Origin of the sequence: Paenarthrobacter sp. NPDC089675, from assembly GCF_044749185.1 — a bacterium.
Lineage (GTDB): Bacteria > Actinomycetota > Actinomycetes > Actinomycetales > Micrococcaceae > Arthrobacter.
This window is the reverse complement of sequence record NZ_JBIVHM010000008.1, coordinates 40769-53473: the sequence shown is the minus strand read 5'-3', so window position 1 is coordinate 53473 and position 12705 is coordinate 40769. Positions and strand designations below refer to the sequence as shown.

17 protein-coding genes are annotated in these 12705 nt (G+C 63.3%); 5 read left to right on the top strand and 12 right to left on the bottom strand.

Annotated elements, in window-relative coordinates; genetic code table 11:
* Position 1 precedes the first annotated feature (1 nt).
* The 4 genes from ACIPY2_RS16670 to ACIPY2_RS16655 form a co-directional block, all read right to left on the bottom strand.
* Positions 2-268: a Rho termination factor N-terminal domain-containing protein gene (locus ACIPY2_RS16670; RefSeq protein WP_400267504.1), complete on the bottom strand. Its 267-nt coding sequence runs from the start codon at positions 266-268 to the stop codon at positions 2-4.
* A gap of 49 nt (positions 269-317) precedes the next feature.
* Entirely contained in the window at positions 318-1028 is a 711-nt protein-coding gene (locus tag ACIPY2_RS16665; protein ID WP_400267503.1) for a DUF6766 family protein, read from the bottom strand.
* A gap of 3 nt (positions 1029-1031) precedes the next feature.
* Positions 1032-1544 (bottom strand): DUF6328 family protein, encoded by a 513-nt coding sequence (locus ACIPY2_RS16660; protein WP_400267502.1) that lies wholly within the window; start codon positions 1542-1544, stop codon positions 1032-1034.
* A 135-nt stretch (positions 1545-1679) separates the two neighbouring features.
* Complete coding sequence (locus ACIPY2_RS16655) at positions 1680-1850, bottom strand: hypothetical protein (RefSeq protein ID WP_347109261.1); 171 nt, start codon at positions 1848-1850, stop codon at positions 1680-1682.
* Positions 1851-2116: 266 nt separating this feature from the next.
* On the opposite strand from ACIPY2_RS16655, the gene ACIPY2_RS16650 reads away from it, so the two are divergent.
* Both ACIPY2_RS16650 and ACIPY2_RS16645 read left to right on the top strand, forming a co-directional pair.
* On the top strand, positions 2117-2596 hold the full coding sequence (locus ACIPY2_RS16650) for a Dps family protein (protein ID WP_400267501.1): 480 nt from the start codon (positions 2117-2119) through the stop codon (positions 2594-2596).
* Positions 2597-2630: 34 nt separating this feature from the next.
* Complete coding sequence (locus tag ACIPY2_RS16645; protein ID WP_400267500.1) at positions 2631-3587, top strand: DNA topoisomerase IB; 957 nt, start codon at positions 2631-2633, stop codon at positions 3585-3587.
* An 84-nt stretch (positions 3588-3671) separates the two neighbouring features.
* Here ACIPY2_RS16645 and ACIPY2_RS16640 read toward each other — a convergent pair whose 3' ends face one another.
* The 6 genes from ACIPY2_RS16640 to ACIPY2_RS16615 all read right to left on the bottom strand — a co-directional run bounded on the left by ACIPY2_RS16640 (position 3672) and on the right by ACIPY2_RS16615 (position 8896).
* Positions 3672-3947 carry an HPr family phosphocarrier protein gene (locus ACIPY2_RS16640; RefSeq protein WP_387436850.1) on the bottom strand — a complete coding sequence of 92 codons (276 nt, stop codon included), beginning with the start codon at positions 3945-3947 and terminating at the stop codon, positions 3672-3674.
* A 29-nt stretch (positions 3948-3976) separates the two neighbouring features.
* Positions 3977-6019, bottom strand: coding sequence for a fructose-specific PTS transporter subunit EIIC (locus ACIPY2_RS16635; RefSeq protein WP_400267499.1), 2043 nt, complete (start codon positions 6017-6019; stop codon positions 3977-3979).
* A 2-nt stretch (positions 6020-6021) separates the two neighbouring features.
* Positions 6022-7008: a 1-phosphofructokinase family hexose kinase gene (locus tag ACIPY2_RS16630; protein ID WP_400267498.1), complete on the bottom strand. Its 987-nt coding sequence runs from the start codon at positions 7006-7008 to the stop codon at positions 6022-6024.
* Positions 7005-7799, bottom strand: a complete 795-nt coding sequence (locus tag ACIPY2_RS16625; protein ID WP_400267497.1) for a DeoR/GlpR family DNA-binding transcription regulator — start codon at positions 7797-7799, stop codon at positions 7005-7007. Before ACIPY2_RS16625 ends, ACIPY2_RS16630 begins: the two co-directional genes overlap by 4 nt.
* Before the next feature lie 430 nt (positions 7800-8229).
* Entirely contained in the window at positions 8230-8439 is a 210-nt protein-coding gene (locus tag ACIPY2_RS16620) for a hypothetical protein (RefSeq protein WP_400267496.1), read from the bottom strand.
* Between the two features lie 25 nt (positions 8440-8464).
* Complete coding sequence (locus ACIPY2_RS16615; protein ID WP_400267495.1) at positions 8465-8896, bottom strand: hypothetical protein; 432 nt, start codon at positions 8894-8896, stop codon at positions 8465-8467.
* 163 nt (positions 8897-9059) lie between these two features.
* On the opposite strand from ACIPY2_RS16615, the gene ACIPY2_RS16610 reads away from it, so the two are divergent.
* The 3 genes from ACIPY2_RS16610 to ACIPY2_RS16600 all read left to right on the top strand — a co-directional run bounded on the left by ACIPY2_RS16610 (position 9060) and on the right by ACIPY2_RS16600 (position 11745).
* Complete coding sequence (locus ACIPY2_RS16610; RefSeq protein ID WP_400267494.1) at positions 9060-9833, top strand: GAF and ANTAR domain-containing protein; 774 nt, start codon at positions 9060-9062, stop codon at positions 9831-9833.
* A 400-nt stretch (positions 9834-10233) separates the two neighbouring features.
* Entirely contained in the window at positions 10234-10563 is a 330-nt protein-coding gene (locus ACIPY2_RS16605) for a hypothetical protein (protein ID WP_400267493.1), read from the top strand.
* Between the two features lie 42 nt (positions 10564-10605).
* Positions 10606-11745 (top strand): glutamate--cysteine ligase, encoded by a 1140-nt coding sequence (locus ACIPY2_RS16600; protein WP_400267492.1) that lies wholly within the window; start codon positions 10606-10608, stop codon positions 11743-11745.
* A gap of 68 nt (positions 11746-11813) precedes the next feature.
* Here the strand turns inward: ACIPY2_RS16600 and ACIPY2_RS16595 are convergent, their stop codons facing one another.
* Both ACIPY2_RS16595 and ACIPY2_RS16590 read right to left on the bottom strand, forming a co-directional pair.
* Positions 11814-12215 carry a VOC family protein gene (locus ACIPY2_RS16595; protein WP_400267491.1) on the bottom strand — a complete coding sequence of 134 codons (402 nt, stop codon included), beginning with the start codon at positions 12213-12215 and terminating at the stop codon, positions 11814-11816.
* 48 nt (positions 12216-12263) lie between these two features.
* A complete protein-coding gene (locus ACIPY2_RS16590) occupies positions 12264-12686 on the bottom strand; it encodes a helix-turn-helix transcriptional regulator (RefSeq protein WP_400267490.1) in 423 nt (140 codons plus the stop codon).
* Positions 12687-12705: the final 19 nt, after the last annotated feature.

Genomic DNA, 12705 nt, shown 5'->3' with positions numbered 1-12705 from the left:
GTCAGTGGTTACGGAGCATTGAAATCAGTTCGGACTTCTTCTTGCCTGAGTAGCCCGTGATGCCCAGTTCCTTGGCCCGGGACTTCAACTTTTCGACTGTCCAATCGTCGTAATCGCCGGACTTTCCGCCCTTGCGGCCAACTTCCTTGCGCCCTTGTTTGGCAGCGGCATTGGAGATCCTGGCGGCCTTTTCCTTCGAAGCGCCGTCTTCACGGAGTTCCTCGTAGAGTTCGGGGTCCTTCAAACTCGGATTCTTCTTTTCCGGCATGGTGGGGTTCCTTTCTGCTGTGCTTGTTTGCAGTTGTTTGCAGCTCGGGTCAGGCGCCTGTCTCGTAGTGCGGTTCGGCCACCGGCTTGGACTCGGGGGAACCGCGCTCGCGGAGGTATACGGAGGCTCCCACGAGCACTGCCACCGCCAGGAATTCGCTTTGCCAGTTCTGGAAGGACTCGAACCAGAACTGGCTGGACGCGATGTAGCCCCAAGTGGACACGGGTTCCAGTCCGTGGCTGACTTGTTCCTCGTTGTACGCCGATGTGCCGCCGATTGCGTGCAGCGCGAAGGACGCCAGGAAGAGGATGGCAAAGAGGATCGAGAGCGAGTGCTCGTAGAGTTTCAACACCCAGCCGCCGCGACGGACCGGCCAAGGGGTCTTGGCTGTCCTCTTTGCTTCCCGCGGGTCCTCGTCCTGGGGTGCGTCCTTGTCCACGGGCTTCGATTCCGAGGAGCCCCGTTGGAAGAGGAAGACCGTCAGGACCACGTACATGGCCATCTGGAGGAATTCGGACTCCCAGTTCTCGAAGGTCGCTTCCACGAAAGCCCCGGTGGAGAGGTATTCAACGATTCCTACGGCTTGCCCGCCGTGGGTTTGTTGCTCATCGCTGTAGTTGGCGGCACCGGAGACGATCATTCCGCAAAAGAACGCGATGAAAAGACCGGCATTGGCCAGCAGCAGCCCGTGGTCTTTGACCCAGCGGCGCGCAGGGCTTGTTTCTGAATGGGCGGCTTGATGCTTGGTTTGTTCGGTCACTGATCAGTCCTCCTTCAGGATTCCGTTGTTTCGGACGGCCCTGTGGTGGATCCAGAACGGCATGCCCACAACAAAGACGAGCACTACGAGGATGATAAAAGCCCCTGTGACCAGGCCTGCGGTGTGGCCCACCGTTACATCGAACACAAGGGCCGCCGATCCAACGATCAGGATGGTCACGCCGGCAAGTGCCAGCTTGGTAATGGTGTCCGCGCTGGAAACGAGCGTGACTTTGAGCCCGCGCCGGAAAAGCCTCCGGTGGATGCTTACCGGTATCACAATAAGAATGGTGGTGAGGGCTGCCACCAGGACATTGAACAAATACAGGCCGGTCTGCCAATCGTCCAATTGGGAAAAACGTGCTTGGAACGGCAATGTCAGCAGAAAACCGCCCAGGATCTGCACACCTGTTTGGAGGACCCGCAGTTCCTGGATCAACTCCATCCAATTGCGGTCCATTTTTTCTTCGGTGGATTCATTCCTGCCGGTCCTCGCGGCCGGCTGCGCCTCTGCCATCCAGGCACCTCCAACGGTATAGTGCGCCGGAGGACTGTCCCCACCTTGCAGCTGTGCTGCGGGGACAGCCCTCACGTTCCGCGGATATTCAATGTGCGCCGGCTTCAAAATCCGGCCGGGGTCGCGTTGCGGGTCCTATACCGTATGGCCCCTGCGGCCTGACATGAAGCTGAGAAGCCAGCCGATGGCCGCTACTACCAGGAGGACGATACCCACCCAAAGCAGCCAGTTGAGGGCGGACGAGAATCCGCCCACCAAAAGAAGGACAATCGCAACTACACCAGCAATGATCAAAAGCGTGTTCATGGTCAGCACATTCCTTTCCGATGAATCCAAACAATCCGGATTCCTGACTATGCATTCCTGCTTACTTCAATTGAGTTATGCCGGTACCTCGAATCTTTCCGAGGTGCCCGTATCGCAGCCACTTACTGGTCTCCGCAAGCGAAAGTTCGCCAGTTGTGAACAGCGACACTCCTCATTGTACTACTAAGCATCCTTATGAAAGAGTTGTTGAAGTAGTTACTTTGTTGATTAGGTGAACGTCCAGACGGCGTCCAAGAGAGGAACACATGAAAGCGTCACAGCAACTCGCAGACAACCTTCAGATCGTCCTGACAGACCTGATCGAGCTCCAGCTTCAAGGGAAGCAGGCACACTGGAACATTGTGGGACCCAACTTCAGGGACCTCCACCTCCAGTTGGATGAGCTGGTCCTGGCAACCCGGCAGTTCGCAGATGACACGGCCGAGCGCATGCGGGCCCTGCACGCGCTGCCGGATGGCCGGAGCGCCACCATTGCCAAGAACACGCGCCTCGAAGAGTTCCCCGGTGGCCTCGTCAACACTAAGAACGCCGTAAAACTGGTCACCGACCGCGTGGAACGTGCCGTCCAGACCATGCGGGATGTCCACGACGAGGTGGATGAGGAAGATCCGACGACGGCGGACCTGCTGCATGAGTTCATCGCCCGCCTTGAGCAGCTGGTATGGATGATCAACGCAGAAATCATGGGCGCTGGGGCGTCTGTCACGGATCCTGACGAAGCCTAGCAGGCATCCCGGAACCGGACAGGCGGGGAGAAACATGGTCAGGCTTCGGAGGAGCGACCTTTCCAAGCCCGGCATCACACGGCGCCGTTCCGGCAAGGGCTTCAGTTACAGGCATCCGGATGGAACACTCCTGAACAGTGAGGATCGCCAGCGCATCAACGCGCTGGCGATCCCGCCTGCATGGACGGATGTCTGGATCAGCCCCTACGAAAATGCCCATATCCAAGCCACGGGCGTAGATGCAGCAGGGCGGAGCCAGTACATCTACCACCCCCGCTGGCGCGAACGTAAAGACACTGAGAAGTTCCAGCGGGCCGCCGAGCTCGGCTTGGTTTTTCCTTCCATCCGGCGTGCCGTCACCCTGCACCTCAAGGACAGTTCTTCCCCGAGGCAGCAAACACTCGCAGCAGCCGTCCGGCTCATGGACCTCGGTGCCCTGCGCGTGGGCTCCGAAAGCTACATGCGCCAAAACGGGTCCTACGGACTGACCACCCTCAGGTGCAGGCATGCACGCGTCAAAGAAGACGCCGTCGGTTTGAAGTTCCCCGGCAAGAGCGGCCAATGGTGGGACACGTCCATCCATGACCCGGCCCTGGCGGCGTTCCTGGAACCGCTGGCCCGCCGGCCCGGGAAGGAAAGGCTGCTGGCGTATAAGGACAACGGCTCGTGGGTTCCCCTGGATGGATCAATGATCAACGAATACCTCCGGAGCATTGCCGGAGAGGCTTACACGTCCAAGGATTTCCGCACCTGGAAAGGCACCGCAGCCGCCGCACTGTGCCTGATGAAAACCGAGGGCACCATGACCCGGCCGCAAGCGTTGGTGAAAGCCATGAAGGAAGCGGCTGAGATGCTGGGCAACACTCCTGCAGTCGCCCGGACTTCCTACGTGGATCCACGGATCGTGGAGGCGTACCTCTCCGGGGAGCTGACGGAGGTCAAGCCAACAGAGCCGTCCATTGCCGAGTTCCTGATCGGGAAGCAGAGCTGACGCGGTCTCACACCAAAAGAAAGAGCCTGGCGACACCCATTTCCGGGTGCCGCCAGGCTCTTTACGTGTCGCTGGTAAGTGCGATCAGGCGTCGTGGTCCGTTTCGAGGATCTTCACGAGGCTGTCCAGGGCGGCGTCCGCGCCTTCACCTTCGGCGCGCAGCACCACCACGTCTCCGTGGGATGCACCGAGGCTCATGAGGGACAGGATGCTGGCGGCGTCCATGGCGTCGTCGGCCGGCTCGCCTTCACGGGCGATGGTGACCTCGAGGTCCAGGTCTCCTGCTGCCTCGGCGAAGATGGCTGCCGGGCGGGCGTGGAGGCCGACGCGGCTGGCGATGGTGGCTGTACGTTCAGGCATTGATGCTCCTTTGTGAGGTTGTGGGAAGTCTAGACGGTTGCGGGAACGGCTTCGGGGGAAACCTCGGCAGGCTTGCGGACTGCCCAGCGCTTGAGGGCAATGACCAGGAGGGCGGTGATGACCACGCCTACCGCGATCGACAGGAAGAAGAGCAGGAAGTTGTCGATTGCGAAGAAGACGAACAGGCCGCCGTGCGGTGCCTTGGAGGTAACTGCGAAGGCCATGGACAGTGCGCCGGTGACAGCACCGCCCACCATGCTGGCAGGGATGACGCGCAGCGGATCGGCAGCGGCGAACGGGATGGCACCTTCGGAGATGAAGGATGCACCCAGGAGCCAGGCAGCCTTGCCGTTCTCGCGCTCAGCGAGTGAGAAGAGCTTCTTGTCCAGAACGGTTGCCAGGGCCATGGCCAGCGGCGGAACCATGCCCGCTGCCATGACAGCAGCCATGATCTGCCAGGGAGCCTGGTTGGTGACGGAGGCCGTTCCGAGGCCGGCGACCGCGAAGGAGTAGGCAACCTTGTTGACCGGACCGCCCAGGTCGAAGCACATCATGAGGCCCAGGATGACACCGAGGATGATGGCACCCGCGCCGGTCAGGCCGGACAGGCCGTCGTTGAGGGCCTTGGTCAGCGCCACGATCGGGGCACCGAGGATCAGGAACATCAGGCCGGAGGCAACCAGTGAGGCCAGGAGGGGGATGATGACGACGGGCATCAGGCCACGGAGCCAACGTGCCACGTTGAGCTTGCCCAATTGGTAGGCGATGTAGCCGGCCAGGAGGCCACCCACGATGCCGCCCAGGAAGCCCGCCCCCATGAAGCCGGACACTGCACCGGCGACGAAGCCGGGAGCGATACCCGGCCGGTCGGCGATGGCATAGGCGATATAACCCGCCAGGGCCGGGACCAGGAATCCGAGGGACAGCGCGCCGATCTTGAACAGCACTGCGCCGAGGTAGGCGCCGAGCGGCCCCCAAGCGTTGTCCGGGAACTGGGTGGGCAGGTTGAAGATGCTGTTCTCAACCACGATCTTGTCTGCGAAGCCCGTGATCAGGTAGCCGCCCATGAGGAACCCCAGCGCAATCAACAGACCGCCACCGGCAACGAACGGAATCATGTAGGAGACGCCGGTGAGGAGGGCGCGCTTCAGCTTCTGGCCGATGTGCTCGCCCTTTTCCTCGGCTTCGCGCTCGGCCTGCTCCTCCGCTCCAAAGTGTGCGACGCGGTGCGCGTGCGGGTCGTCCGCGGCGGCCAGTGCTTCCTGGACCATCTTGGCGGGTTCGTCGATGCCGCGCTTGACCGGGGCGTTGATGACCGGCTTTCCGGCGAAGCGCTCCTTGCCGCGGACGTCGACGTCGACGGCAAAAATCACGGCGTCGGCCGCAGCGATCACGGCCGGGTCCAGTGGCTTGGCGCCGGAGGAACCCTGGGTCTCGACCTGCAGGTCCACGCCCATTTCCTTGGCGGCGGCAACCAACGAGTCCGCAGCCATGTAGGTGTGCGCGATGCCGGTGGGGCAGGCGGTCACGGCGACCAGCCGCTTGGGTGCGGCAGCCGCCGTCGTGCTTTCAGCAGGTGCGGCGGAAGCGGCGGGGGCGGCAGCAGCGTGGGCGGCAGGCTTGTCGGCGAGGGCGCCGTCCACCAGTTCCACGATCTCCTGCTCGGAGGAAGCCGCGCGCAGGGCTGCGGTGAAGTCCTTCTTGATGAGCGAGCGGGCCAGCTTGGAGAGCAGTTTGAGGTGCTCCTGGTCGGCTCCGTCAGGGGCTGCGATGAAGAAGATCAAGTCCGCAGGGCCGTCCTTGGCGCCAAAGTCCACCTTGTGTGACAGGCGGGCCATGGCCAGGGCAGGTTCGGTGACCGCTGCTGAACGGCAATGCGGGATGGCGATGCCGCCGGGAACACCCGTGGCGGTCTTCTGCTCGCGGGCGAAGGCGTCGGTGAAGAGACCCTCCACCTCGGAAGCACGGCCGGCGGCGGCAACCTTGCCGGCCAGGACGCGAATGACGTCGGCGGGGGAGTCGCCCAGGTTCTGGTCGAGGGTGACCAATTGGGTTGTGATCAGCTGGGTCACTGTTAGTCCTTCTGAAGGGCCGTGATGGTTACGGCATCTGGGGTTGTCTGGTGGACTGCCGGGACAGTGGAGCCCGGCAGCGAAGCAGCAGCGGCACCATGTGCCACGGCTTGACGAAGGCAGTCCGGGGCGGACCCGCCTTGGGTTGCAGCCAGCAGGTAGCCGGCCAAGGACGAATCTCCGGCACCGACAGTGCTGACGGCTTTGATGGGCGGATGCGTGGCAAGCCACGCTCCGTCTGCCGTCACCAGGACTGCGCCTTTGGATCCGAGTGTCGCGAGAACTGCGCCAACACCGCTTTTGACGACGGCGGCAGCAGCTTGGGCGGCCTTGGCCGGGTCTGCTTCCAGTTCGTCAGCCGTGGAGACATTTGCGAAGCCCGCGGCGGCGGCAAGCTCTGCGAGCTCTTCCGCGTTGGGCTTGAGAAGGTCCGGTTTGCCCGAGGCATCACCTTCCAGTGCCGCTGCGAGCGGCGCGCCGGAGGAGTCGATGGCGATGCCGGGAGCGGGAGTGCCGTCCGCGCTGGACCGGAGGCGGCGGGCGATTGTGGCGTAGAAACCGGCAGGAACTCCTGGTGGGAGCGAGCCGGCGAGGACCACCCAGCTGGCGCCACGGGAGCGTTCCAGCAGCAGCCCGATCAGGGCCTCCTGCTGTTCTTCGCTCAGCTCCGGGCCGGGTTCGTTGATTTTGGTGGTGACGCCGTCCGGCTCGGTGAGCGTAACGTTGCTGCGCAGCGCCTGGCCGATGGGCAGCGCCGCGAACGGCACACCGCCGTCGTGCAGTCCGGCGAGGACGGGATCCGAATCTGCGCCCGGTAGGACGGCCAATGTCTCGAGGCCGGAGGCGACGAGCGCCCGCGATACGTTGACGCCCTTTCCCCCGGACTCCTGGTGGACGTGGGTTGCACGCTGGACTTCGCCGCGGGCCAAGGGCCCGGGCAGCTCCACCGTGCGGTCGAGGCTGGGATTGGCGGTCAGGGTGACGATCATGCGATCACCACGTCGACGCCGGCCTCGGCCAATGCGGCTGCGAGCTCGGCTGAAGGTGCATTGTCTGTGATCAGGGTGTCCACATCCTTCAAAGTGGCGAACTGGACCAGGGTTTCGGCGTCCAGCTTGGAAGAATCGGCCAGCGCCACAACGCGTCGGGCCGACTTGACGAAAGCAGCCTTGACGGCGGCTTCCTCGGGATCGGGCGTGCTCAGCCCGAACGTGGAGTGGATTCCGTTGGCTCCGACGAACGCGATGTCCGGCCGGAGCTTGAACGCGGCATCCACGGTGGACTGTCCGACGGCGGCCTGCGTGAGTCCGCGGACACGGCCACCGAGGATCTGGAGTGCTATCCCCGGTGCGGCTGAGAGCTTCCCGGCGATGGGAATCGCGTGGGTGATGACCACGAGTTCGTCCGTTGACCCGTTGGAAGCCGGCGATCGTTGTGCCAGCAGGTCCGCGAGGGTTTCGGTGGTGGAGCCGGCGTCCAGGAGGATGCTGCCGGTGCTGGGCTCGGGAATCATGGAGAGGGCAGCCGCGGCGATGCGGAGTTTTTCGGCCTGGCGCTGGATGGCGCGCTCGAGGATGCTTTCTTCGCGGGTGCTCAGCCGGTCGGAGGGGACTGCGCCGCCGTGGACCCGCCGTAGGTTTCCGGAGACTTCCAGCGCCGCGAGGTCGCGGCGGATGGTCTCGGTGGTGATGCTGAAACGGTCGGCCAACTCTGTGACGCTGACCCTGCCGCGCTCGCTGACGAGGGCGGAGATCAGCTGTTGGCGCTCTTCAGCGAACACTTACCCTCCATTGCGTTGAGTCGATTTCCTAACACTCCAGCCGGTGACTGCTGTCACACGAAATGTGGAATTGCTTGACTCTATCTGTGTTTGTGTTGGTTAGTCAATAGAAAACAACATAAACACAGATCGATCTGTGAGGGTTGTGAAACAGGCCCGTGACACAGCAAAAGGGCATGCCGCACTCCCTGTAGTGCGGCATGCCCTCGTTCGGATCCAGACTGGGGGATTTGCCAGGATCCGGTCTATGGGGTGGGAGGCTGTTCCCTTTCCGGCGTCGGCTCGGAGGTCGGCGTCGGCTCAGGCACCGGCGGCGGGCCAGGCTCGGGAAGCGGCACGGGCTCCGGTGTCGGCGCAGGCTCCCGCGTGCGATCGGGTTGGCCTTCCGGGCCCGGAGTGCGGGACGGCACCGGATCGGGCGAGGCGCTGCTCATGGCTTGGTGCCCCGGCCATGGCCGCGGTGCTGCGGACGGAGCGTCCTGGGCGCGGGGGTGGGGTACTTGCTCGAATCCCAGCCTGATCCCGGGTAGTCGATGGGCAGGTTGTCAGGGTCCGGCGGATCGGGAAGCTTGTGCTTGCTGCCTGCCCTCGGCTCGGAATTGGTCGCCAGTGACTCTTTCCTTCGCTTGTCTGCGTGCATGTCATCTCTTCCTGTCAGTGCGGATTCAGTCCGGGATTTCCATCCGGAAGCCGCAGGTGCATCCGAGGATGCGCGTGTTGATGTAAACCTCATAGAGTTGTTCGGCCTTTCCCACGCCCAGCGCCAACGGAGCCTGGATGCGCCGAAGTTCGCAACTCCGGGTCTTCATGGGGTTACCGCAGTGCAGGTACTGCCCGCCGAACTGCAGGACGCCCTGCTGGGTGCCAGGGCGGTTGAGGATCACGGCCACTTTCTGGACGCTGGCCAACTGTTCGTAGGAATATTTGCAGGCAAGGCACTCATAGCTAACGTCCACCATGTTGGGCATGGGCGGGTAGTGCGACTGGATCGAGTCCACAACAAGGTGCTGGTCAGTGTTGCAGTGCGAGCACCAAAGTGGCTCGTCCGGCGGCTGGTGTGCTTCGTCAGGAACTCTCGAAGCAGGTTGGGCGGGCATCGATATGCACCTTTGCAATATATTGCGGGACGCCCGTCTGCATGAGCTGTGAAGCCTGGTCCGGCTGAGCGGACTGTAGCTAGATTGTGCACATAGGAGCACCTCGGATGCAAGGATTCCGGCACTGCTGAATTACCCGTTTCCGGCGTCCATAATAGGAGTCATGGACGAAATTCACGCTGGGACGGCCGTGCCTGAAGCGCTACCGTCGGCCGACGACATCCCGGTCGCCGAACAACTCCAGGACCTTGTCATAGACAGCGAAGACGTTGGCGGGTTCCTTGGCGACCTCGCCGTTTTCTCGGCTGAATCTGTTTCCGCCGCCGCAGGACTGAAAGTGCTGTGCGGAATTACGCTGAGCCGTCGGCGTAAATCCTTGACCGTGGCCGGAAGCAGCCACGAGGCCAGGCTCATTGACGAAGTACAGCAGGCCTACGGGGATGGGCCCTGCCTTCACGCCATGCGGACTCATAAGACCGTGCTGGTCAAGGACACCTCCACGGAGAAACGGTGGTCCGATTACTGTGCCGTCATAGCCGGGCGGGGACACCTCTCCGCACTCTGCGTTCCTTTGGAGCTGGACGAAGGTGCAACGGCCGCCCTCAACTTTTTCGCTCCCCGGGCCGGCGTTTTCGACGACGCCACCATCCGTAATTGCGAGCTGTATGCCAGCCAGGCCGAACGGGCACTCCGCCTGGCGGTCCGGATCGGTACCAAGCAGCAGCATGCGGACGATCTCCGGGAGGCCATGGCCTCGCGGACCGCTATCGATCTCGCCTGTGGGATCATCATGGGCCAGAACCGCTGCGGCCAGGAGGAGGCATTCCAGATCCTCAAGAAGGCCTCCAACGGCCGCAACCAGAAGCTTAGGGACGTCGCGGAATCAATGATCAAGGCAGTTGCCGGCGCCGGTTCCGTTTCGCACTTCGAACCCTGAAGCGGCGCAGCAACCTAACAATCCCTTGTGACCCCCGGCGCCAGTGAACTACATTCATAGGTGGGTTAAGCCGATAGCCCTTGGAGACTCATGACCTGGGAAGCATCCAGGAAAGCAGCTTTGGCGGACCTTGGGATCAACAAGCCGCCTTTCCCAGCCCGTGCAGGCCTCCTTTAGGAGCATTCGCTTCTCCCGACGCTGTTCAGTGCGTCCCGCAAGGGACTGTTGTCGGAAACCACCGCCCGGTGGTGCTTGCAATAAAAGGAGAATGGCAATGACGCTTGGTTCCCCGATTCCAGCCCCGAAACGTTTGACCGGGGCCGCCCCTGCTACTTCTGACACCGGCTCGCGGCCGTGGTGCACGGTTTGCGATACCGATTCGTACATATTTGTTGAAACCGTGGTTGAGGCAGAGCCCAACCAGTCCGAGATTGTTGAAGTCAGTTATACCTGCAGCGAGTGCGACACCTTTTACGCCCATGCCGTCCGGCTGGCGGAGCTGGTCCCCGAAATCCAGGCGGAGTTCCTTTCCACCTCGGCGGCAGGACTGTGGTTCAGCTGCACGCATTGCGGCGAACCCATGACGTTGGGCAGGCCCACAGAGCGCATCATCGAAGCTCCCCGCACCACCGACGGTCCGGGAAGTCCCAGCCTGCTGGAGGTCTACTTGCAGACCCAAGTCCTGCACTGCCGCTGCGGTTTCCAGATGGAGGTTCCGCGACACGTTTGATTGCGGCTCCTGAAGACCTGCCGCTGGGGAGGAGTGGTGGCCATGCGAACGTTCGGCGTCGAGGAAGAATTGCTCATTGCCGATCCGGTTGACGGAACACCGTTGGCCCTTGCCCCGGGCATCCTTGATGCAGTCTCCGGAACCTTCGACCCCGACCATGGGCCGTCGCTGAAGTCGGAGTTCAAGCAGGAACAGATCGAGGTAAATTCACGTCCGTGCAGCACGGCCGCTGCCCTCCGTGCGGAAATCCAGCTCGGCCGGACGGCCGCGGACCGTGCCGCCCGGAGCTTGGGCGCCAGGGTTGCTGCCTTGGCCACGCCTCCCGTGTTCCATGCGACACCGACCCCCGGGAACCAGCGCTACGCGAATATGGGAACCGAGTTCGGCCTCATTTCCCGGGAGCAGCTCACGTGCGGCTTCCACGTCCACGTGTCCATTGAATCGACGGAGGAAGGCGTGGCAGTCCTGGACCGCATGCGCCATTGGCTTCCCGTCCTCCTCGCCCTGAGCGCCAACTCGCCGTTCTGGATGGGCGCCGATACGGGGTTCGCCAGCTACCGCACGCAGATCTGGAACCGCTGGCCCACTGCCGGGCCCATGGACGTGTTCGGGTCCGAGCAGGGCTACCGGGCGGTACTCCGGGGACTCCTGGACACGGCCGTCCCGCTGGATGAGGGCATGATCTATTTCGATGCACGCCTGTCCCGCGGCCAGCCAACCGTGGAAGTCCGCATCGCCGATGTCTGCCTCTACGCCGGGGACGCACTGACCATCGCGGTTGTGGCCCGGGCCTTGGTGGAAACTTCGGCGAGGCAATGGCGTGAGGGGGTACCGCCGTCGGGCGCCCCGACCAGCGTGCTGCGGATGGCCAATTGGCGGGCAAGCCGCTTTGGGGTCGGCGACCAACTGCTCCATCCGCTGGAACAGGTCCCGTACCCTGCTGCCGATGTGGTGGGTACCCTGTTGCGGCACGTGGGGCCGGCATTGAGCGAGGCCGGTGACCTCGAGGCCGCCACGGCAGGCCTCGCCGCCATTCTTCACCGCGGGACCGGTGAACTGCTGCAGCGGCAGGCCTACAGCAAGCGGTCGAGCCTGCCGGACGTGGTGGGCGCCGCCATCGAGTCCACCCACCAAGGCGGCGAGTGGACGGATGCGGACTTCGTCGCCCGCCAGGACGTTTAAGTACGACGACGGCTGCCGGCCTTTGCGACAAGGCCGGCAGCCGTCGTCGTACTTCTCCCCGGGCGGCTTCAGCCCTGGTTGATGCGTATCATGTTGCCGGAGGGATCGCGGAACGCGCAGTCGCGCGGGCCCCACGGCTGGTCGATCGGTTCCTGGAGGACTTCGGCCCCGGAGGCGCGGAGTTTCTCGAAAGTGCCGTCAAGATCGTCAGTGTTGAAGACGAGCATGGGCATGACGCCCTTGGTCAGGAGTTCCTGGATGGCGTCGCCGTCGGCTTGGGAGCGGCCGGCGTGTGGCGGTGAGAGGACCAGTTCGAGGTCCGGCTGGGCGTCGCTTCCGAGGGTTACCCAGCGCTGTCCGCCGGAGCCCACATCGTTCCTGACCTGCAGGCCCAGCGCATCGCGGTAGAAGGGGAGGGATTCGTCGACATCGTTGACTGTGACGTGTGCGTATTTCAAGGAGATGTTCATGAATCACACGCTATTGCAGGAGGAGGCGCGGCGCTTCTCCGATCCTGCTCAGCTTTGCGTGGCTGAGGCCGCTTTGTTCCGGCTGGGCCGCGTGTGCTGCTTGGCGATGCAGTTCGGCATGGCTTTCACGGCCTCATGCTCCTGGGTGCGGTACTCGCTGGGGGTCATGCCGACGATCTCCGTGAACCGCGAACTGAACGACCCCAACGAGGTACAGCCCACCTCCATGCAGGCATCGGTGACGCTGGTCCCGGCGCGCAGCAGGGCCATGGCCCGTTCGATGCGGCGGGTCATGAGGTAGTTGTAGGGCGACTCTCCGTAGGCGGCCTTGAACTGGCGGGAGAAATGGGCCGGGGACATGAGGGCACCGGCTGCCATGGTGGGCACATCCAGCGGCCGCGCGTACTCGCGGTCAATGAAGTCGCGGGCACGCCGCAGATGGGCCAGGTTGGCCAGTTCCTGCGGTGTCATGCGGTCAGTCTACTAGGCT